Below are 18,405 nucleotides of genomic sequence, written 5' to 3' on the forward strand. Positions count from 1 at the left end.
ACGGTTGCCGGCGTTTCCTACCCTGCGGGGTATGGCATACCAGCCGGCCATGGTGCCGCCGAAGAAGTCCAAGCGAACCTTGTTCATCGTGCTCGGCGTGGTGCTGGCGATCTGTTGCTCCGGCGGTGTGCTCGCCGGTTTCTTCCTCTTCCGGGCCGTGCAGGAAGCCACCGGTCCGGCCCGGTCCACAGCGGAGACGTACGCCGAGGCGATCGTCGACCGCGACTATCCCGCCGCGTACCGGCAGTTCTGCTCCTCGGTGCGCGACCGGGTCAGCGAGGCGGACTTCACCCGGCAGCAGTCCTCCCAGCCGGAGTTCACCGGCTACGAGATCACCGGGCTCAACGTGTCGAACAACAACGGGCGGGTGAGCGGGTCGACGACCATCCGCTTCACGCCGGCGGTCGGCACGAACGTGACGCAGTCGTTCCCGATGGTCAAGGAAGACGGCGAGTGGCGGATCTGCGAGTGAGCCGGTCACGTGCCGCCGCGTGACACCTGATCCACTTGTCGCATGGCCTCATCTTTCGCCACACCGCTTCCGCCGGCCGTCGAGGACCGGCTCGCCCGCGAGCGCAACGTCTGGCTCTGCACGCTACGCCGTGACGGCTCCCCGCACGTCACGCCGGTGTGGTTCGTCTACGCCGACGGCGTCTGGTGGATCGGCTGCGAGGGGCGCAGCGTGAAGGCCCGCAACGTGGCGGCCGACCCCCGCGTCTCGCTCGCCCTGGAGGACGGTGTCCACCCGGTCGTCGCGGAGGGCGAGGCCCGCGTACACCGCACCGGCTTCCCGCCCGGGATCGTCGCGGCATTCGCCGAGAAGTACGGCGGATGGGACATCCGGCAGCCGGTCACCGCGGACGGTGACCGGGTGCTGCTGGAGGTGCCGGTCCGGCGGTGGCTGCTCGCCGGCACGGCACGCTAGTCCCCGGAGAACCCCAGTAGGAGATCTCGTTCGGGGCACCCGCGTCGTCGTCTGGCGGCGCACGCGATCATGCCCGAGACCACCGACGAAACCGGCGGGTCATCGCGGCCCGGATTCCTGTGCCACTCTCTGCGCCATGCGCTTGTCGTCGGGCCTGGGAGTCGCCGCGGTCGTGGCCGGGCTGCTGTCGGTCGGAGCGGCGCTGCTCGCCATGCGGGAGGCGTCGCTTCTGTGGGCAGTGGTCACGCTGGCGGCGCTGGCTGGCCACGCGCTCACCGCCTCCGGTACGCCCCGGGTGCGGTGGGGCGTCGCCGCCGGCGCCGGGGTTTTCGCCCTGGTGGCAGCGGCGAACCTGCTCTGGCACCGAGAACGGGTGGCTGACGCGGGCGGGCCGCGGGGGAGCCAGGCGGCGACGCGGACGTACTTTGTGGAGAGCCTGCGGGAGGGCCTGGACCAGCAACGCCTGACCGCGTGGGGCTTGGCACTCGGCGTACTCCTGCTTTCCGTTGCCGTGCCGGCGTTGCCGGCACGCGGCGGACGGCGGGGTGTGGTGACGACGGTCCTGGCGGTGGCCGTGCTCGTCTGGTGCGAGCTGAGCGTGGCGGCGACGCCCGGCGACCCGCCGCTGCCCGAGCTGCTCCTGGCGCTGCAGCCGGCGTTGCTCGCCGCGCTCGTGACCGCCGGGGTGCTGGCGTGGTCCGGATGGCGGGGCGACCGGCGCGGACTCCTCACGGCGGGGATGGTCCTGCTGGCGGTGGTCGCCGTGCGGGCCTGCGCGGACCTCGCCTCCGCGTGGGCGAGTTGGTGGAGGTTTGTCGAGCCCGCCAGGGACGCCTTCCTGCAACCGGGATTCATGGTGAGCGTGGGTGCTTCACCAGGAAGCGCCCTTGAGGTGTCCTCGGCAGTGGAGACAGCAGTTGCGCTCGGCGGCGTGGGGCTGGCGGTCGTCGGCGCTCGGCGTGCTCTCCGTGAGACCGAGGGCCGCGGATAACGGGCGCCTACGGGTGCGTGTCGGTGATGGCGATGACCTCGTCGAGGCGGTCCAGCGCGGCCCGCAGGTCGTCGACCTTGGCCTGGATGCGCTCGCGCTCGGCGCGCAGCATGGCCCGCTGTGCGGGGTCGGTGTGCCCGGAGTCCCAGCACGGCAGGAGTTCCGCGATCCGGCTGCTGGTCAGCCCGGCCGCGTACATCTGCTGGATGAAGCGCACCAGCGTGATCGTGTCCGGCCGGTAGAGGCGCTGGCCGGACGCGCTGCGCCGGGGGACGAGAAGACCCTGTTCCTCGTAGTAGCGCACGGCGCGCACCGAGACACCGGCGCCCCGCGCCACCTCACCGATGCGGATCAGCCGCTCGGCTGCGGTCGTGGTCATGGTGACCCCTCTCACCCCGATCCCGGCGATCGACACTTGCCTCTGACGTCAACGTCAGGTTTTAGCGTACCCGGCATGGACATCAACGACTCGATCGCTCTCGTCACCGGAGCCAACCGCGGCCTGGGCCGCGCCTTCGCCCAGCGCCTGCTCGAACGGGGCGCCCGCAAGGTCTACGCGACGGCCCGCCGGCCGGAGACCGTCGACCTGCCCGGGGTCGAGGTGCTGCCGCTCGACATCACCAGTCCCGCATCGGTACGTGCCGTCGCCGCTGCCGCCCCGGACGTCACGCTGCTCGTCAACAACGCGGGAATCCAGACCGGAACCGACCTGGTGACCGGTTCGCTGGACGCGGTGCGGCACGAGGTGGAGACCAACGTGCTCGGCCACCTGGAGATGATCCGGGCCTTCGCGCCGGCGCTCGCCCGCAACGGCGGAGGCGCGATCGTGAACGTGCTCTCCGCCATGTCGTGGTTCGGAACCAGGGGCGCCGGCGCGTACCACCTGACCAAGGCTGCCGCGTGGGCGATGACGAACGGCGTACGCCTGGAACTCGCCGACCAGGGCACGCTCGTGACGGCGGTGCACCTCGGCCTGGCCGACACCGACATGTCCGCGGGCTGGCCCGTCGACAAGATCGCGCCGTCCGATCTGGCCGACGCGGCGCTCGACGGCGTCGAGGCGGGTTCCGCCGAGGTCCTCGCCGACCAGTGGAGCCGCGACGTCAAGTCCCGGCTGACGCTGACGCCGGAGGAGTTCAACGCCGCGATGGACCGTGCCCTGGCGGCGCTGACGGCGGCCTGATCTGCCTACCGGCCGCGCTCCTCGACGGCCGGGCAGACGCCGTCGAGGAGCGTCGTACTCGCGTACGGGCATGGCTGTACTCTCCCGGTCGTGGCCGCCTTCGACGCGGAAGCCGATCTCAGCGGAGACCGGGCTTTCCGCCTCATGAGCAATACGCCGGTGACTCTCTTCTGGCGCTCGTCGATCCTCGATCGGACGACCGGGTGGCTGCGCGATCACGGCTACCAGGTCACCCACCTGGACGCCTCGGGCTGGACGACCGAGGAGGCGATGCACCGGGACATGGCCGCAGTGCTCGGGTTTCCCGGCTACTACGGGCACAACCTCGACGCCCTCAACGACTGCATGCGCGACGTGGTGAGCCAGGAGTACGGGTGGCCGCCCGAGGCGGCCGGCCTCGTCCTCGTGTTCACCGGCTACGACACGTTCGCCACGCACTGCCCGCGGTCCGCCCAGATCGTGCTGGACACGATGGCGCGTCACGCCCGAAGCGCAAGCCTGATCGGCCGCCGTCTCATGTGTCTCGTCCAGAGCAACGATCCGCAGACCCGGTTCCAGCCGGTCGGCGCGGTCCCCGCGCTCTGGAACGACGCGGAGTGGGCGGACGCCAACCGCCGACCGGACTGACCGGGAAGCTGCCTTTCAGTCGGCCGTCGGCGCCGGAGCGGCCTGCGAGAAGCGGTCGCCGTCAACCGGCGAGGTGACCGGTGGCCCGCAGCAGAGCCCGGGAGAAGCGGTTGAGATCGGCACCGGCTAGCTGCGATGGGGTGAACCAGTTCAGCTCGCTGATCTCCTTGTGGTCGGGGATCGGCTCTCCGTCGGCGATGGTCGCCTGGTAGACCGCGGTGACGTAGGCGACGCGGTCGCCGTTCGGGTAGGTCACCTCGTAGTCGGGGCCGCCCAGCACGTCCAGCAGCCGCGGCCGGCTGATCCGGACGCCGATCTCCTCGCGGATCTCACGCACGGCTGCCTGGGCCGGGGACTCTCCGATGTCGACCGCACCGCCGGGTACCGCCCATCCGTTCCCGTCCTCGGCATGACGTACCAGCAGGATCCGTGCGCGGTCGTCGTCGACGACGACCGAGACCGACGGCATCTGGATCACCTCGTGGCCGATCACCGCCCGCAGCCGGGCCACGTACGACGAGACGGCCATCAGGGCACGGTAGTCGCCGGGAGGACGCTCGTCATGGACCGGCGTCAGGCTCGGCGGCTCCGTCTCCGGGGCGGACGGGTTGGAACACCCCGTTCTCGTTCACCCGCCAGCGCGAGTGGGCACCGCCTGGTTGTTCGAGCACGCGTCGCACCTGGCCGGCGTCGTCCAGTCGAAACGAGCTGGGCCTGTGGAAATAGAGGATCCCGTCGAGATTCGTCGGGCGCAGTCCGAGCCTGGTCAGCAGGTGTTCTGCTGCGTCACATGTGTCCGCGGTCGGTACGACGTACGCGCGCCCACGGTCGTTCTCGCAACAGCTACGCGTCTCGCAGACAGCCCAGAGGCAGGCCAGCAGTCCGGCAAGGCCCGCATCGACACACGCCTCCCTGCCGTGCGCCCGGAGGTGAATCTGGCGGTGCTTGGCGGCGATGAGGCCGCCGTTCGTCTTCTGGCACGTCGGGCACAGCGGGTATGGCCCGAGCACGACCGGCACCACTACCTCCAAGAGCCCGGGAGGTGGAGAGTCGAGTCCCACCGTTCTGCTGTGGAGCGTAGTGGCCTGCGCCAACCGCCCACTTGCCCGACATCACTTCTCGGCGCGGCTGGGCGCCGACAGTGGCCTCGGGATCTGTGTCGATGGCTGTACGTTTGATCCATTGATCCGTGGCGGCGGCTGAGAGAGGAAGCACCGGCCGGCACCGACAAGCCGTTGACCTGCGGTGGGGATGGTGCGCCCGGCAGGATTCAAACCTTCTGCCGGCAGTCTTGGCTGTACAGATGGCTGTACGGGGAGGGTTCGCTGATGACGCTCTCAGCGGAAGACAAGTTGGCGGTCCACGAGCTGATAGCTCTGCACGGGCATCTCATGGACGCCGGCGAACTCGACAGGATGGACGAGCTGTTCGCTGTCGACGTGGTGTACGACGTGACAGCCTTCGGAGCTGGCGAGTTGCACGGCTGTGAGGCAATCAAGCAAGCAGCTCTAGCCCTAGGGGACAGGAATCCTGTGGGCCACCATGTCACGAACGTCTACGTAATCGAGGACGCGGACGGGACCGTCCGGGCTGTGTCGAAAGGGATTGGCATCAATTCCAACGGATCAGTCGGCAGCGTGGTTTACGAGGACATCGTTCGTCGAGAGGCCGCAGGGTGGCGGATCGCCTATCGGAAGGTGAAACCGCGACGGGCGCCGCTGCGCCCATGACTTCACCTTGTCGTCTGCGGCCCGCTTGCGGGCCGCCTCGACTGGCTCAGGCTGCACGACCTGCGGCACGCCTGCGCGGATGAGGCCGCGAACACCTCTTCGGCTGACTTGGCTGTACGTGGGCCGTGGTGATCGATTCGACCGAGCGGGAAGCCGTTGACCTGTGGTGGGGATGGTGCGCCCGGCAGGATTCGAACCTGCGGCCTTGGGATTAGAAGTCCCCTGCTCTATCCGCTGAGCTACGGGCGCGCGCGCCGACGGTCGTCGCGCCAAGAGGGTACCGCCGCTCCCGGCGTGCCCGGGGGTACGGGTCGGCGCGTCCGTTCCGCCGTCCAGCGTCCCACGCCGGGGCCCGGACCGGCACCACAGTTCCGGCGGGTCCGGCGCGGGCCGGGCGGGACGCGATCCGTACCCTCGTCGGATGCTGCTCGACCAGGAAACCGAGAACGAGATCGTCTTCGAGCTGTGTCAGCTCCTCGGGCGGGCCATCCTGCCCCTCACCGGCTCGGACGGACCGGGCACACCGCCCGGCGTCCTCGGCACCGCCTTCTTCTACAGCGAGCTGGTCGGCGCCACCGACGACGGCGAGATCGCGCACGAGTGGCTGCTCACCGCCGACGCGCTCACCGGCCGCGCGTACGGCGAGATCGGGTTGCGGCCGAGCGTCACCGAACCGGCCGAGGGGGCGGACGAGCCGATCGACCTGCCCGGTTTCGCCGACCACTGGCTGCACCTGCCGGAACTGGGGCTCGCCGCGATGCCGACCGGCGGTCTGCACGGCTGGGCCGACGACCGGGGCTGGCGCTGGCGTACCCAGCATGTCACCGAGGCGGTGGCCGCGCCGGCCGACTCGGTCGCCCGGATCGGCGCGGCGCCCGCCTCGGCGTTCGTGCTGGCCCTGGGCGTCGGCGACGGCGGGTCGCGGCCGTTGGAGGCGGTGGTCGAGCGGGTCGCCCGGGACGGCGGCGAGGTGCGGGTCACGACGGAGCTGCCCGCCGGGTACGTGGGCGCGCCGGTGTTCGCGGTCGAGGCCAGGCCGGACGGCGGACCGGCGCTGCGCTGCCTGGGCGTGGTCCTGCCCGCGCGGGCGGGCGGTCACCCGATCGCCACGTTCGACCGGATCCGGTCCGCGCTCGCGGCGGTCGTCGCCGACTGAACCGGCGGCGGGACCGGTCCGGCCTCAGCCCTCGGCGGTCGCGTCGGCCGGCCGCCGCGGGGCCGGCGGCGTCGTGGGCTCCGGCTCGGTCGGCCCGGCGCGCAGGAACCCCTCCGCCCACCGTCCGACCTCCGCGAAGACCTTCTCGCGTACGCCGGGACTGGACAGTGTGAGGTCGTGCAGCCCGCCGTCGAAGCGGGCCAGGGTGACATGCCGGCCGAGGCGGGGCGCCCAGCGCACCATGTGCTCGACGTCGAGCACCGCGTCGGCGCCGGTGGCGCTGTCGTGCCACTTCGTGCCCCGGAAGCTGCGCGTGGAGCAGGCGAGCAGCACCGGCACCGGGATGTCCAGCCCGGCCCGCAGCCGGCGCTGACCGGCGCGGATCGCGTTGATCCAGCCGGCCCGGACCGGGAATCCGGCGAGCGGCTTCCAGGCCAGGTCGTACCGCCACTCACCCCGGTGGTCGGCGTGCAGGCTCTCGCCGTACACCGTGCCCAGCCCGAACGGCAGGACACGCTGCGGCGCCCTGCGGCCCAGGCGGGAGACGGCGGCCGCGAGGGGCCGGCGGACCATCCAGGGCGCGTTGATGTCGAAGAAGGGGCTGTTGAGCACGATGCCGTCGACCAGGTCGGCGTCGCGGCGGTCGTTCGCCCAGAGCGAGATGATCAGGCCGCCGGTCGAGTGGCCCATGGCGAGCAGGGTGTCGTGCCCCTCCTCGGCGCGGATGATCTCCGCGGCGGCGTCCAGCTCGGGGAAGTAGTCGCTCAGGTCGCGGCAGAAGTTCGGGGTCTGGTGCGGGAGCAGGCTGCGGCCGTACTTGCGCAGGTCGAGCGCGTAGAAGTCCCAGCCGCGCTCGGCGAAGAAGTCGGCCACGTGGGTCTGGAAGAAGTAGTCGACGAAGCCGTGCACGTACAGCACGGCGCGGCCGGTCGGGCGGTCGGCCCGCCGACGCACCAGGGTCGCGACCACCGGCCCCTCGTCGTCGGTGCCCAGGTCGATCGTCCGCCGCTCGTATGGGGCGCCCAGCACGTCCGGTTCCACGACCGCGACGGTACGCCGCCGCGCTACCCGGCGGTAGCCCCCGCCCGCCCGCACCGGACGGACGGGGGCATGCGGCCTCAGGCGGTTTCGGCGTCCTCGCGCTCGGCGTCCTGCAACGGTGCACCCTCGGGCTGGTCGACGGCGCGCAGGTGCTTGTTGTGGCGCGGCTCCTGCCGGGTCTTCGCGTCGTTGAGCTTGCGGCGCAGGTCGTCCCGGACGTCGTTCAGCGCGGCGTGCAGATCCTCCTCGGTCGAGGTGGTGACGATCTTCTGCCGTCCGGCGATCCAGCACTCCAGGGTCACCTTCTGGCCCCGGGCCTCGCGGTCCTTGACGGACACCTCCAGCTCGGTGGCGTCGGCGTGGAAGCCGGCGAGCCGGGTGTCCAGGGTCGCGAACTGCTCGGCGATCCAGTTGCGGTCGCCCTGGGAGAACCCGGCGCCGACCCGCAGGCACTCGGCCACGGTCGCGGGGTTCGCCACGGCGCTCATCGCCCTGCCTCGCGGACGTCTCGGAGAAGCATGGGAGCTCCCTTTCTCTCGGTTGATCAAGTACTTACCCAACCGGCGTGATTCCGGAACGCCTGCCTGCCGGCTCCTTTCGATCATGCGTCGACGCAGGTCAGACCCGTAGGGCCGGTGGGCCTAGCAGATCGGGACCTTGATCAGGTGGTTGTCCACAGGGCGGCTCGTCATCCACAGGTCCGGGCCGGCGGGGTGGTCCGGGCAGGGCGACCGGCCGACGCTCACCGGGACAAGCGATCCCTGGGAGGGGCGATGTTCGATACGTACGTGACGATCGTCGGCAACGTGCTGACCGCGCCGGAGTGGCGCCGGACCACGCAGAGCGGAACGCTGGTGGCCAACTTCAAGGTCGCCTCGACCGCCCGCCGGCTCGACCGCGACAGCGGCCGCTGGGTCGACGGCAACAGCCTTCGGGTACGCGTCAACTGCTGGCGCCGACTCGCCGAGGGGGTGGCCGCCTCGGTGGCGGTCGGTGATCCGGTGATCGTCGCCGGCCGCCTCTACACCCGGGACTGGACCGACGAGGCGGGCACCCACCGCACGCTCTACGAGCTGGAGGCGGTCGCCGTCGGGCACGACCTGTCCCGGGGCCGCGCCCGCTTCCTGCGTAACCAGCCCCGCGCGGCCACCAGCACGGTCGAGGACGCGGAGGCCGAGCAGCGGGTGCACGGCGAGGCGACCGAGCCGGTGCCGGACGCGCAGGCCCCGGCGACGTTCGACGACCGGCCCTTCGACGACGACTTCCCGCCGCCGGAGTACGGGGGCGGCCGGGTCGGGCTCGTCGGCACCGTCGAGCGGGTGGGCGAACCTGACCCGTCCGACGACCGGCCCGGCGAGCCCGGTCCCGGCAGGGACGCCCGGTTCGGTGGTCCGTCCGTCGGCCTGCCGCGCGATCCGGTCGGCCCGTCGGGCATGCGGGCGGACGGTCCGTCCCGCACCGGCCCGGGCCTGCCGGCGGAGGACGACGAGCTGTCCCCCGAGGAGGGCGACGAGCCGGCCCCGGCGGGGGACGACGAGCTGGGTGAGGTCGTCACGGCACCGGGTGCCGGTGGACCGGGTGAGGGCGAGCCGGGTGGCGCGAGTCCGGCCGGCGCCGCCGGGACCACCTCCGGGCGCCGCGGCCGGCGGCGTACCCCGGTGCCCGCCTGACTCTTCGTCCGACGGGGGCGCGGGGTGGTGACGTCGGCGTCACCACCCCGCGGTACGACTAGGCTGGCCGGCCGGAGGTGGTGACGGGTGCGGCAGGCGACCGCGATGGCGAACGCGACCGGGTTGGTGGCGGGCTACGCGCTCGACGCCCTGCTCGGCGACCCCCGCCGGTGGCATCCGGTGGCCGGCTTCGGCACGGCGGCCGGTGCGCTGGAACGCCGGGTCTACCGCCCCGACCGGGCGGCCGGCACCGCGTTCACGGCGCTCGCAGTCGGCGGGCCGGTCCTGCTCGGCGTCGCCGCCGCGCTGGCGACCCGCCGCCATCCGGTGGCCCGGGCCGCGCTGGTGGCGGCCGGCACCTGGACGGTGCTGGGCGGGCGCACGCTGCGGCACGAGTCCAGGGTGATGGCACGGGCGCTGGGCCGGGCCGACCTGCCCGCCGCCCGGGCCCGCCTCGGCAACCTCTGCGGGCGGGATCCGTCCGCCCTCGACGAGCCCGAACTCGCCCGCGCCACAGTCGAATCGGTCGCCGAGAACACCTCGGACGCCGTGGTCGCCCCGCTGGTCTGGGGCGCGGTGGCGGGCCTGCCCGGCCTGCTCGGCTACCGAGCGGCGAACACGCTCGACGCGATGGTCGGCCACCGCTCGCCCCGGTACGCCCGCTTCGGCACCCCGGCGGCCCGGCTGGACGACGCGCTGAACCTGATGCCGTCCCGGCTCACCGGGCTGCTCACGGTGGCCGTCGCGCCGGTGGCACACGGCGACCGCGCCGCCGCCTGGCACGTGTGGCGGCGGGACCGGGCCGACCACCCGAGCCCGAACGCCGGTCAGTGCGAGGCGGCCATGGCCGGCGCTCTCGGCGTCCGGCTCGGCGGGCGCAACGTCTACTTCGGCCGCGCCGAGACCCGGCCCTTCCTCGGTGACGGCCCTCGCCCCGAGGCGCGGCACCTGAAGCGGGCCGCCCGGATCTCCGGCACCGTGGGTGTGGCCGCGCTCGGCCTGGCCGCGCTGTATCCGGTGACAGTCGGCCGCCTGGCCGGGGCCGCCGGGCGGGCCGCGCTGGGCCTCCTCACGCGTGCGGCCCGTCGGGGGAGCGGGCGGTGAGCGGCGGGCTGCTGGTCGCCGGCACCACGTCCGACGCCGGTAAGAGCGTGCTCACCGCCGGCATCTGCCGCTGGCTGCGCCGCCGGGGCGTCCGGGTCGCCCCGTTCAAGGCGCAGAACATGTCGAACAACTCCGCCGTGGTGGTCGGGCCGGACGGTCGCGGCGGCGAACTGGGCCGTGCCCAGGCGATGCAGGCCGCCGCCTGTGGGCTCGAAGCCGACCTGCGCTTCAATCCGGTGCTGCTCAAGCCGGGCAGCGACCACGCCAGCCAGGTGGTGCTGCTCGGCGAGGCGGTCGACACGGTCACCGCCGGCAACTACCACGAGGTGCGGTCCCGGCTCGCCACCACGGCGTACGCGGCGCTGGCCGAGCTGCGGGCCGAGTACGACGTGGTGATCTGCGAGGGCGCGGGCAGCCCCGCCGAGATCAACCTGCGCGACGGCGACTACGTCAACATGGGGCTGGCGCGGCAGGCCGGGCTGCCCACGATCGTGGTCGGCGACATCGACCGGGGCGGCGTGTTCGCCTCGATGTTCGGCACCGTCGCCCTGCTCGACGCGGCCGACCAGGCGCTCGTGGCCGGGTTCGTGGTGAACAAGTTCCGGGGCGACCGCGGGCTGCTCCAGCCGGGGCTGGACATGCTGCGCCGGGTCACCGGCCGCCCGACGTACGGGGTGGTGCCCTGGGCGCTGGACCTGTGGCTGGACGCGGAGGACTCGCTCGCGTACGGGCGGGTGCTCGGCCGGCCAGCCGCGCCCCGGGGCACCGACTGGCTCGACGTCGCAGTGGTCCGGCTGCCCCGGATCAGCAACGCCACCGACGTGGAGGCGCTGGCCACCGAGCCGGGTGTGCGGGTACGCCTCACCGTCGAGCCGGCCGAACTGGCCGCCGCCGACCTGGTGGTGCTCCCCGGCACCAAGTCGACAGTCGCCGACCTGGCCTGGCTGCGGGAGACCGGCCTGGCCGACGCGGTCCGGGCGCACGCCGCCGCCGGACGGCCGCTGCTCGGCATCTGCGGCGGCTTCCAGATGCTGGGCCGGGCGATCCACGATGCGGTGGAGAGCCGCCGGGGCACCGTACCCGGCCTCGGGCTGCTGCCCGTCGAGATCACCTTCGAGCCGCGCAAGACGGTCCGCCGGGCCGAGGGCACCGCCGCCGGCGACGTGCCGGTGCACGGCTACGAGATCCACCACGGCCGGGTCTCCGCCGCCGACCCGGGCCTCGCGCCGCTGCTGCGCTACGCCGACGGCACCGGCGAGGGCGCGCGCCTCGGCACCGTCTACGGCACGCACTGGCACGGCGCCTTCTCCTCCGACGCGTTCCGCCGCCGGTTCCTGACCGAGGTCGCGGAGGCGGCCGGGCGGACCGGCTTCAAGGTCGCGCCGGACACGTCCTTCGCGGCGGCCCGGGAGCGGACGCTGGACCTGCTCGGCGACATGGTGGAGGAGCACCTCGACACGGACGCGCTGTGGCGGCTGATCGAGTCCGGCCCACCGCCGGGACTGCCGTTCGTGCCACCCGGCGCGCCACCAGGTCAGTAGCGCACGTCGGCCGGGCGGTCGGACATCGGCAGTCCGGCCTCCCGCCAGCCCTGCACCCCGCCGATCATGTCGGTGGCCTGCCGCAGCCCCAGCGTCTGGAGGCTGGCGGCGGCCAGGCTGGAGCTGTACCCCTCCCGGCACACCACGACGACCTCGCGGTCGTACCCGGTGGCCTCAGGTATGCGCCACGCGCAGGCCGGGTCGAGCCGCCACTCCAGCACCGTGCGGTCGATGACGATCGCGCCGGGCAGCTCACCCTCCTCGCGGCGCTGCGCCTCGGTACGCGTGTCGATCAGCAGCGCGCCGCCACGGACCGCCTCGACGGTCTCGTGCGGAGTGAGCCGGCGGAGACCGGCGCGGGCCTGTTCCAGGAGGGCGTCGACGCCCGGACACATCACGTCATGGAGCACCCCCCGATGATGCCCAGCGCACCGAGTCGCCGCTCGGTGAAACGGTCCGCCCGGGTCGCAGGTTCCAGCGGACGGGGGAACGTTAGCGTCGGTCGGGTGAACGTCGCAGTGATCGAGGCGTACTCCGGGTTGGCCCACCGGGTGCTGGCCGGGCCGGCGCGGTTGGGGCGTACCCGACTGGTCGCAGTCGACGGGCCCAGCGGCGCGGGCAAGAGCCGGTTCGCGGCGCGCCTCGCGGACGCCCTCGCGGCGCACGCGGGCGGTGTCCGCCCGCCGCTAGTGCACACCGACGACCTGCTCGACGGCTGGGACGACCAGCTCAGCTTCTGGACCCGGCTGGAGGAGCAGGTGCTCGGCCCGCTGCGGGCCGGCCGGGTGGGCGGGTACCGCCGCTACAGCTGGGTGCGCCGCCGTTTCCTGGACCGGGTGGTGCCGGTGCCGGCCGGACCGGTGCTGATCGTCGAGGGGGTGAGCGCCGCCCGCGCCGCGGTACGCCCCGAGCTGACGCTGTCGGTGCTGGTCACCGCGCCGGCCGAGCTGCGGTTGCGCCGGGCGCTGGCCCGCGACGGGGAGCAGATCCTGCCGGAGCTGCGCCGCTGGCACGCGGGGGAGCAGGCGCACTTCGCCGCCGACGGTACGGCGGCAGCGGTGGACCTGGTCGTCGACGGCGCCCCGGACCTGCCGCACGACGGGGACCGCTACTACGTGCGCGCCGGAAGGCGATCGGGCTCGGGCGACGTGGCGGGGTAAGCCCGGCATACGATTCCGGTCATGACCACTCCGATCCTCTCCGAGTCCGAGGTGCGGGCCGCCGTCGAGCGGGAACTCCCCGGCGTCCGTGCCGACCTCGAGCGACTCGTCCGCATCCCGGGCATCGCCTTCGAGGGCTTCGACCACTCGCACGTGGAGCGTTCCGCCGAGGCGGTGGCGGAGCTGCTGCGCGGCTGCGGCCTCGACACGCGGATCGTCCGGTCCGGCGGCCAGCCGGCCGTGATCGGCACGAAGGCGGCCCCGCCCGGCGCCCCCACCGTGCTCATGTACGCGCACCACGACGTGCAGCCGGTCGGCGACCTGTCACTGTGGGAGTCGGACCCGTTCGAGCCGGTGGAGCGCGACGGCCGCCTGTACGGGCGGGGCGCCGCCGACGACAAGGCCGGCATCATGGCGCACGTCGCCGCGCTGCGCGCGTTCGGCGACCGGCTCCCGGTCGGCGTGGTGCTGTTCATCGAGGGCGAGGAGGAGTACGGCTCGGACTCGCTGGAGCGGCTGCTCGCCGAGCACCGCGACGACCTGGCCTCGGACGTCATCGTGATCGCCGACTCCACCAACTGGGACGTCGGCGTGCCGGCGCTGACCACGTCGCTGCGGGGCATCGTCAACTGCTTCGTGGAGGTGCGCACGCTCGACCACGCGGTGCACAGCGGCATGTTCGGCGGCGCCGTGCCGGACGCGCTCACCGCGCTGGTGAAGCTGCTCGCCACGCTGCACGACGAGGCCGGCGACGTCGCGGTGGACGGGCTGGCCGCCCGCGAGGGCGCCAGCGTCGACTACCCGGAGGACCGGTTCCGCGCCGAGGCCGGCCTGGTCGACGGCGCGAAGCTGTTCGGCACCGGCCGGATCACCGACCGGCTCTGGACCAAGCCGGCGCTGGCGATCCTCGGCGTGGACGCGCCGGCCACCGGCGAGGCCCCGAACGCGCTGGTGCCGTCCGCGAAGGCGAAGCTGAGCGTACGGCTGGCGCCGGGCGACGACCCGAAGAAGGCGTACGCGGCCCTGACCGCGCACCTGGAGCGGCACGCGCCGTGGGGCGCGCAGGTGTCGGTGACGTTCGAGCACGACGGCGCACCCTGCGTCATCGACGCCTCCGGGCCGATGTTCGACGCGGCCCGGTCGGCGTTCCGGACGGCCTGGGACGGCACCGACCCGGTGGACATCGGGGTCGGCGGGTCGATCCCGTTCATCGCCACGTTCCAGGAGATGTTCCCGCAGGCCGCGATCCTGGTGACCGGTGTGGAGGACCCGCACGCGCGGGCGCACGGGCCGAACGAGAGCCTGCACCTGGGCGAGTTCGCCCGGGTGTGCCTGGCCGAGGCGCTGCTGCTGGCCCGGGTGGCGGAGGCCGGAAACCGCGCCTGAGGTGTCGAAACCGTAACTTCGGGGCCGATGTCGGAGTTTGTGGTGTGTCGGCGGGCGGGGTGTTATAGCCTTTCGAACATGCGTACGAACGACGAGGTGGAGCGGCTTCAGGCCGCCGTCCGTGCTCTGGGGGACGTCGACGTCTCCGCGTGGTCCGAGGACACGCTCAACGAACAGATCGGCGAGCTCTCCGCCGCCCTGGTCACGCTCGACGCGCTGCTCACCCGGGTCGCCGAGGGCGTGCGCGGGCGCGGCCTGCGCATCGAGGAACCCGTCTCGGCCTGACCGTCGGCCCGGCGCACCCGTGCGGTGTGCCGGGCCGCCGGATCCGCCCCGATGTCACACGCGGCTGGCAGGATGTGGGCGTGCGTTTCGCGGAGCTGGCGGCCACCTCGGCCGCGGTCGGAGCCACCAGCGGCCGACGGGCCAAGGTGGAGCTGCTGGCTGCCGCGCTTCGAGGGCTGGAGCCGGGCGAGATCCCGGCCGGCGCCGGCTACCTCGCCGGTGAGCTGCGCCAACGTCAGACCGGTGTCGGCTGGGCGGGCCTGCGTGACCTGCCCCCGCCGGCCGCCGAGCCGACGCTCACCGTCGCCGCCGTCGACGCGGCGATCGAGGAGATCTCCCGCGTCGCCGGGGCCGGTTCGCAGGCCCGGCGACGGGAGCTGGTCGGTCGTCTCTTCGCCGCCGCCACCGCCGACGAGCAGCGCCTGCTGACCGGCCTGTTCCGGGGCGAGCTGCGCCAGGGCGCGCAGGCCGGACTGCTGGCGGACGCGGTCGCGCGCGCCGCCGACGTACCGGTCACGGCCGTCCGGCGGGCCCTGCTGCTCGCCGGTGACCTGCGGGCGGTGGCGGTGGCAGCGCTCACCGGGGGCGCCCCCGCGCTGGCCGGGTTCGGGCTCCAGGTGGGCCGGCCGCTCGCGCCGATGCTGGCGCAGAGCGCGCCCTCGGTCGACGAGGCGCTGACCGCCACCGGTGTGCCGGCGGTGGTCGACGTCAAGCTCGACGGCATCCGCATCCAGGTGCACCGCTCCGGCCCGGACATAGCGGTCTTCACCCGCAGCCTGGACGAGATCACCGGCCGGCTGCCCCAGGTGGTGGCCGCCGTCCGCGCGCTTCCCGCCCGTGAGCTGGTGCTCGACGGCGAGGCGATCGGGCTCGACGCCGCCGGCCGGCCGCTGCCGTTCCAGGAGACGTCCAGCCGGGCGGCCCGGCGCACCACGCCCAGCACCACCGGGCCGACGCAGGTCGCGCCCGCCGTGCTGGCCGCCGCCGAGCGCACCGGCGAGCCGGTGCTCACGCCGTACTTCTTCGACCTGCTGCACCTCGACGGCACCGACCTGATCGACGCGCCCGGGCGGGAGCGGTGGGCGGCCCTGACCGGCGCGGTCGACGCCTCGCTGCTCGTCGACCGGGTCGAGGTGGACGACGTGGCGCAGGCAGCCACGGCGTTCGCCGCGGCGGTCGACGCCGGGCAGGAGGGCGTGGTGGTCAAGGACCCGGCCGCGCCCTACGACGCCGGCCGGCGCGGCTCGGCCTGGGTCAAGGTCAAGCCGCGGCACACGCTCGACCTGGTGGTCCTGGCGGTCGAGTGGGGCAGCGGCCGGCGGGAGGGCTGGCTGTCCAACCTGCACCTCGGCGCCCGCGATCCGCGCACCGGTGAGTTCGTCATGCTCGGCAAGACCTTCAAGGGGCTCACCGACGAGCTGTTGCGCTGGCAGACCGAGCGGTTCCTGTCGCTCGCCGTGGAGAAGGGCGACTGGGTGGTGCGGGTGCGGCCGGAGCAGGTGGTCGAGATCGCGTTCGACGGGGTGCAGACCAGCAGCCGGTACCCGGGCGGCATGGCGTTGCGCTTCGCGCGCGTGCTGCGCTACCGCGACGACAAGACCGCCGCCGAGGCGGACACCATCGACGCGGTCCGCGCGATCCACGCCGGCCGGGTCACCGGCTGACGGCTCAGCCGGCCGACAACGACCGGGCGTAGTTGACCTGGTTGTTGAGCTGATGCACCTGGAACTGGTCGGTCACCGGGATCCGCGCCACGTACTGGTGCCCGCCGCTGCTCACCGTCACCTGCACGGTGCCGTAGTGCCGCGTCTCCTTGATCAGCAGGAACAGGAGGCTGAACACGGTCAGGCAGAAGAAGCCGAGGATCGCGGCGACGACGGCCCACGGGGCGATCTTCTCCTCCTTCTGCCAGTAGTCGGTCACGTACCAGGACGCGCCGGCGAGCGGCAGGACACCGGCCGGGGTGCGGATGACCGGCGGCGTCACCATGATCTCGGCGATCTGCACCGCCACCGCAGACTGCGCGGGTGGCACCGGCCCGGCCTGCGGGTACGGCCCGGGCGCGCCCGCCGGCCCGTGGAACGGCGCGACCGCCCCGGCCGGCGGCATCGGCGGCGCGGAGAACTGCGCAGGTGGCGCGGAGAACTGCGCGGGCGGTGCCGAGAACGGCGGCGCGGCCGAGAACGGCGGCGCGGCCGGGAACTGCGCGGTGGCCGGCGGGGCGGAGAACGGCGGGGCGGAGAACGGCGGCGCGGAGTGCGGCGGGGCCGCCGGTGGGGCGGGGAACGGCGCGGTGGGCGCGGGGGTGACGGGTGCCTCCGGCGCGGCGATCACCGGGAACTGCTCGGTGGGCGGCGCGACGGCCGACGGCATGGCCGACCACGGGTCGTACGCGGGCGGCTCGGCGGCCGGGGGCGTCGTGGCGTCAGAGGTCACCGCGACCCCTACGATTGACGATCATCCGCGGACCCTACAACGTCCCCGCCGCCCGGTGTGGCCGCCGGATCCGGGGCCAGCCCCTGCGCGGACTTCGTCGCTCAGAACGGATATGCCTCAGAGGCATAAATATGCCTCTGAGGCATATCGGTCGCGAGCAGTCGTTCGCCGACGGCGGCTACCGCGAGTAACGGGCACCTGTGCGGAGGATCGACGAGGCGGGCCGTGCCCGGTGAGGCTCGCTCAGGCGGAGGTGGGGGCGGCCGGTTCGGCGGCGCGGTCCACCGGCTCACCCGGGGAGTCCAGCCCGGCGCGGCGGCGGGCCTCCCGGCGTGCCACCCAGCCGTAGCCGAACAGGCTCATCACCGCGAAGATCCACCACTGCCAGACGTAGCCGAAGTTCTGCCAGTTGTTCGTGTGCCCGATCTGGACCGCCTGGAAGGCCGGGTCGGCGGCCGGCGTCTGCCCGTCGAGCAGCACGTAGCCGCCGGTCACCGGGTAGGGGAGCTGTTGGGCCAGGCGCGGGATGTCGATGCGCCGGGCCTCCAGCTTGCCGTCGCGCCGGCTGACCGCGCCGCCGCCGCTCTCGCTGCCGACCACCCGGCCGGTGACGGTCACCTCGCCGGTCGGCGCCGCCGGCACCTGCGGCTGGACTGTCGCGCCGGCACCCGGCACGGGCGGGATCCAGCCCCGGTCGACGAGCACCGCGGTGCCGTCGGCCAGCACCAGCGGGGTGAGCACCTCGAAGCCGACCGTCCGGTCGACGGTCCGGCCGCGGACCAGGACGGTGTTCGTGCTGTCGTACCGGCCGGTGGCGGTGACCCGGCTCCAGGTGAGCTCCTCGGACGGCGCGGGACCGACGTCGCCGCCGCTGGGCGCGGGGAGCGCGTCGCGCAGCGGCGCGGGCGTCATGGTGGCTCCGGCGTCGATGCGCTCGTTGACGGCCGTGCGGCCCCGGTAGCGGTCCAGCTGCCAGTTGCCCAGGAACACCATCACCGTGGCGGCGACGAGCGTGAGCGCGAGGTAGCCGAGCCAGCGCGGGGTCAGCAGGAACCGGTACACGTTGGCCAAGGCTACCCGTATGAGCGATGCCACTCGTCGCTGCCAGGCAGAAACGGCGGTGTGCGCGGCTCTCGCGCGCCGGGCCGGGCGGGTATGGTCACGCGGGCG

21 protein-coding genes and 1 tRNA gene are annotated in these 18,405 nt (G+C 73.5%); 14 read left to right on the plus strand and 8 right to left on the minus strand.

Annotated elements, in window-relative coordinates; all coding sequences use genetic code 11:
- Positions 1-31 precede the first annotated feature (31 nt).
- The 3 genes from GA0070562_RS17675 (at position 32) to GA0070562_RS17685 (ending at position 1,916) form a co-directional block, all read left to right on the plus strand.
- Entirely contained in the window at positions 32-472 is a 441-nt protein-coding gene (locus GA0070562_RS17675) for an Rv0361 family membrane protein (RefSeq protein ID WP_091423004.1), read from the plus strand.
- A gap of 42 nt (positions 473-514) precedes the next feature.
- Complete coding sequence (locus tag GA0070562_RS17680) at positions 515-925, plus strand: pyridoxamine 5'-phosphate oxidase family protein (RefSeq protein WP_091423007.1); 411 nt, start codon at positions 515-517, stop codon at positions 923-925.
- Positions 926-1,061: 136 nt separating this feature from the next.
- Positions 1,062-1,916, plus strand: coding sequence for an aminopeptidase (locus GA0070562_RS17685; protein ID WP_091423010.1), 855 nt, complete (start codon positions 1,062-1,064; stop codon positions 1,914-1,916).
- A gap of 7 nt (positions 1,917-1,923) precedes the next feature.
- On the opposite strand, the gene GA0070562_RS17690 is transcribed toward GA0070562_RS17685, so the two are convergent.
- On the minus strand, positions 1,924-2,295 hold the full coding sequence (locus GA0070562_RS17690) for a MerR family transcriptional regulator (protein ID WP_091423328.1): 372 nt from the start codon (positions 2,293-2,295) through the stop codon (positions 1,924-1,926).
- Between the two features lie 75 nt (positions 2,296-2,370).
- Between GA0070562_RS17690 and GA0070562_RS17695 the strand changes: the two genes are divergently transcribed.
- Together GA0070562_RS17695 and GA0070562_RS17700 are read left to right on the plus strand one after the other, a co-directional pair.
- Positions 2,371-3,099, plus strand: coding sequence for an SDR family oxidoreductase (locus GA0070562_RS17695; RefSeq protein ID WP_091423012.1), 729 nt, complete (start codon positions 2,371-2,373; stop codon positions 3,097-3,099).
- Between the two features lie 90 nt (positions 3,100-3,189).
- Positions 3,190-3,726: a barstar family protein gene (locus GA0070562_RS17700; protein WP_091423016.1), complete on the plus strand. Its 537-nt coding sequence runs from the start codon at positions 3,190-3,192 to the stop codon at positions 3,724-3,726.
- A gap of 61 nt (positions 3,727-3,787) precedes the next feature.
- Here GA0070562_RS17700 and GA0070562_RS17705 read toward each other — a convergent pair whose 3' ends face one another.
- Positions 3,788-4,255 carry an NUDIX domain-containing protein gene (locus GA0070562_RS17705; RefSeq protein ID WP_091423020.1) on the minus strand — a complete coding sequence of 156 codons (468 nt, stop codon included), beginning with the start codon at positions 4,253-4,255 and terminating at the stop codon, positions 3,788-3,790.
- Between the two features lie 799 nt (positions 4,256-5,054).
- Between GA0070562_RS17705 and GA0070562_RS17710 the strand changes: the two genes are divergently transcribed.
- Complete coding sequence (locus GA0070562_RS17710) at positions 5,055-5,456, plus strand: nuclear transport factor 2 family protein (protein WP_091423023.1); 402 nt, start codon at positions 5,055-5,057, stop codon at positions 5,454-5,456.
- 173 nt (positions 5,457-5,629) lie between these two features.
- On the opposite strand, the gene GA0070562_RS17715 is transcribed toward GA0070562_RS17710, so the two are convergent.
- Positions 5,630-5,705, minus strand: a tRNA-Arg gene (locus tag GA0070562_RS17715).
- A 172-nt stretch (positions 5,706-5,877) separates the two neighbouring features.
- On the opposite strand from GA0070562_RS17715, the gene GA0070562_RS17720 reads away from it, so the two are divergent.
- On the plus strand, positions 5,878-6,612 hold the full coding sequence (locus tag GA0070562_RS17720) for a hypothetical protein (RefSeq protein ID WP_091423027.1): 735 nt from the start codon (positions 5,878-5,880) through the stop codon (positions 6,610-6,612).
- 24 nt (positions 6,613-6,636) lie between these two features.
- Here GA0070562_RS17720 and GA0070562_RS17725 read toward each other — a convergent pair whose 3' ends face one another.
- Together GA0070562_RS17725 and GA0070562_RS17730 are read right to left on the minus strand one after the other, a co-directional pair.
- Positions 6,637-7,653 carry an alpha/beta hydrolase gene (locus GA0070562_RS17725; protein WP_175438777.1) on the minus strand — a complete coding sequence of 339 codons (1,017 nt, stop codon included), beginning with the start codon at positions 7,651-7,653 and terminating at the stop codon, positions 6,637-6,639.
- A gap of 77 nt (positions 7,654-7,730) precedes the next feature.
- Positions 7,731-8,141 (minus strand): HPF/RaiA family ribosome-associated protein, encoded by a 411-nt coding sequence (locus tag GA0070562_RS17730; protein ID WP_091423030.1) that lies wholly within the window; start codon positions 8,139-8,141, stop codon positions 7,731-7,733.
- A gap of 285 nt (positions 8,142-8,426) precedes the next feature.
- Here GA0070562_RS17730 and ssb point away from each other — a divergent pair, with 285 nt between their 5' ends.
- The 3 genes from ssb to GA0070562_RS17745 all read left to right on the plus strand — a co-directional run bounded on the left by ssb (position 8,427) and on the right by GA0070562_RS17745 (position 11,968).
- Positions 8,427-9,323, plus strand: a complete 897-nt coding sequence (gene ssb, locus GA0070562_RS17735) for a single-stranded DNA-binding protein (RefSeq protein ID WP_091423032.1) — start codon at positions 8,427-8,429, stop codon at positions 9,321-9,323.
- 87 nt (positions 9,324-9,410) lie between these two features.
- Positions 9,411-10,427, plus strand: coding sequence for a cobalamin biosynthesis protein (locus tag GA0070562_RS17740; protein ID WP_419780103.1), 1,017 nt, complete (start codon positions 9,411-9,413; stop codon positions 10,425-10,427).
- Positions 10,424-11,968 carry a cobyric acid synthase gene (locus GA0070562_RS17745; protein WP_091423035.1) on the plus strand — a complete coding sequence of 515 codons (1,545 nt, stop codon included), beginning with the start codon at positions 10,424-10,426 and terminating at the stop codon, positions 11,966-11,968. The genes GA0070562_RS17740 and GA0070562_RS17745 overlap by 4 nt, the downstream gene beginning before the upstream one ends.
- Here the strand turns inward: GA0070562_RS17745 and GA0070562_RS17750 are convergent.
- Complete coding sequence (locus tag GA0070562_RS17750; protein WP_091423038.1) at positions 11,962-12,363, minus strand: rhodanese-like domain-containing protein; 402 nt, start codon at positions 12,361-12,363, stop codon at positions 11,962-11,964. The two genes, GA0070562_RS17745 and GA0070562_RS17750, sit on opposite strands and share 7 nt — an antisense overlap.
- Before the next feature lie 111 nt (positions 12,364-12,474).
- Here GA0070562_RS17750 and GA0070562_RS17755 point away from each other — a divergent pair, with 111 nt between their 5' ends.
- The 4 genes from GA0070562_RS17755 (at position 12,475) to GA0070562_RS17770 (ending at position 16,463) form a co-directional block, all read left to right on the plus strand.
- Entirely contained in the window at positions 12,475-13,128 is a 654-nt protein-coding gene (locus GA0070562_RS17755; protein WP_175438778.1) for a uridine kinase family protein, read from the plus strand.
- Between the two features lie 21 nt (positions 13,129-13,149).
- The gene (locus GA0070562_RS17760; protein ID WP_091423041.1) at positions 13,150-14,514 is read left to right on the plus strand and encodes a dipeptidase; all 1,365 of its coding nucleotides are present in this window, start codon (positions 13,150-13,152) and stop codon (positions 14,512-14,514) included.
- 78 nt (positions 14,515-14,592) lie between these two features.
- Positions 14,593-14,799, plus strand: coding sequence for a hypothetical protein (locus GA0070562_RS17765; protein ID WP_018786943.1), 207 nt, complete (start codon positions 14,593-14,595; stop codon positions 14,797-14,799).
- A gap of 80 nt (positions 14,800-14,879) precedes the next feature.
- Positions 14,880-16,463, plus strand: a complete 1,584-nt coding sequence (locus GA0070562_RS17770) for an ATP-dependent DNA ligase (protein WP_091423043.1) — start codon at positions 14,880-14,882, stop codon at positions 16,461-16,463.
- Between the two features lie 4 nt (positions 16,464-16,467).
- On the opposite strand, the gene GA0070562_RS17775 is transcribed toward GA0070562_RS17770, so the two are convergent.
- Positions 16,468-17,235: a hypothetical protein gene (locus GA0070562_RS17775; RefSeq protein ID WP_091423045.1), complete on the minus strand. Its 768-nt coding sequence runs from the start codon at positions 17,233-17,235 to the stop codon at positions 16,468-16,470.
- A 243-nt stretch (positions 17,236-17,478) separates the two neighbouring features.
- Entirely contained in the window at positions 17,479-18,297 is an 819-nt protein-coding gene (locus GA0070562_RS17780) for an SURF1 family cytochrome oxidase biogenesis protein (protein WP_091423048.1), read from the minus strand.
- Positions 18,298-18,405 lie beyond the last annotated feature (108 nt).

This window comes from Micromonospora tulbaghiae, from assembly GCF_900091605.1.
GTDB lineage: Bacteria > Actinomycetota > Actinomycetes > Mycobacteriales > Micromonosporaceae > Micromonospora > Micromonospora tulbaghiae.

What these genes read in the sequence shown, in the direction of transcription:
- GA0070562_RS17720 (WP_091423027.1), top strand. Translation starts at nt 5,878, where the DNA reads ATGCTGCTCGACCAGGAAACCGAGAACGAGATCGTCTTCGAGCTGTGT.
- ssb (WP_091423032.1), top strand. Translation starts at nt 8,427, where the DNA reads ATGTTCGATACGTACGTGACGATCGTCGGCAACGTGCTGACCGCGCCG.
- GA0070562_RS17690 (WP_091423328.1), bottom strand. Translation starts at nt 2,295, where the DNA reads ATGACCACGACCGCAGCCGAGCGGCTGATCCGCATCGGTGAGGTGGCG.
- GA0070562_RS17675 (WP_091423004.1), top strand. Translation starts at nt 32, where the DNA reads ATGGCATACCAGCCGGCCATGGTGCCGCCGAAGAAGTCCAAGCGAACC.
- GA0070562_RS17695 (WP_091423012.1), top strand. Translation starts at nt 2,371, where the DNA reads ATGGACATCAACGACTCGATCGCTCTCGTCACCGGAGCCAACCGCGGC.
- GA0070562_RS17705 (WP_091423020.1), bottom strand. Translation starts at nt 4,255, where the DNA reads ATGGCCGTCTCGTCGTACGTGGCCCGGCTGCGGGCGGTGATCGGCCAC.
- GA0070562_RS17750 (WP_091423038.1), bottom strand. Translation starts at nt 12,363, where the DNA reads ATGTGTCCGGGCGTCGACGCCCTCCTGGAACAGGCCCGCGCCGGTCTC.
- GA0070562_RS17760 (WP_091423041.1), top strand. Translation starts at nt 13,150, where the DNA reads ATGACCACTCCGATCCTCTCCGAGTCCGAGGTGCGGGCCGCCGTCGAG.
- GA0070562_RS17685 (WP_091423010.1), top strand. Translation starts at nt 1,062, where the DNA reads ATGCGCTTGTCGTCGGGCCTGGGAGTCGCCGCGGTCGTGGCCGGGCTG.
- GA0070562_RS17710 (WP_091423023.1), top strand. Translation starts at nt 5,055, where the DNA reads ATGACGCTCTCAGCGGAAGACAAGTTGGCGGTCCACGAGCTGATAGCT.
- GA0070562_RS17730 (WP_091423030.1), bottom strand. Translation starts at nt 8,141, where the DNA reads ATGAGCGCCGTGGCGAACCCCGCGACCGTGGCCGAGTGCCTGCGGGTC.
- GA0070562_RS17765 (WP_018786943.1), top strand. Translation starts at nt 14,593, where the DNA reads ATGCGTACGAACGACGAGGTGGAGCGGCTTCAGGCCGCCGTCCGTGCT.
- GA0070562_RS17680 (WP_091423007.1), top strand. Translation starts at nt 515, where the DNA reads ATGGCCTCATCTTTCGCCACACCGCTTCCGCCGGCCGTCGAGGACCGG.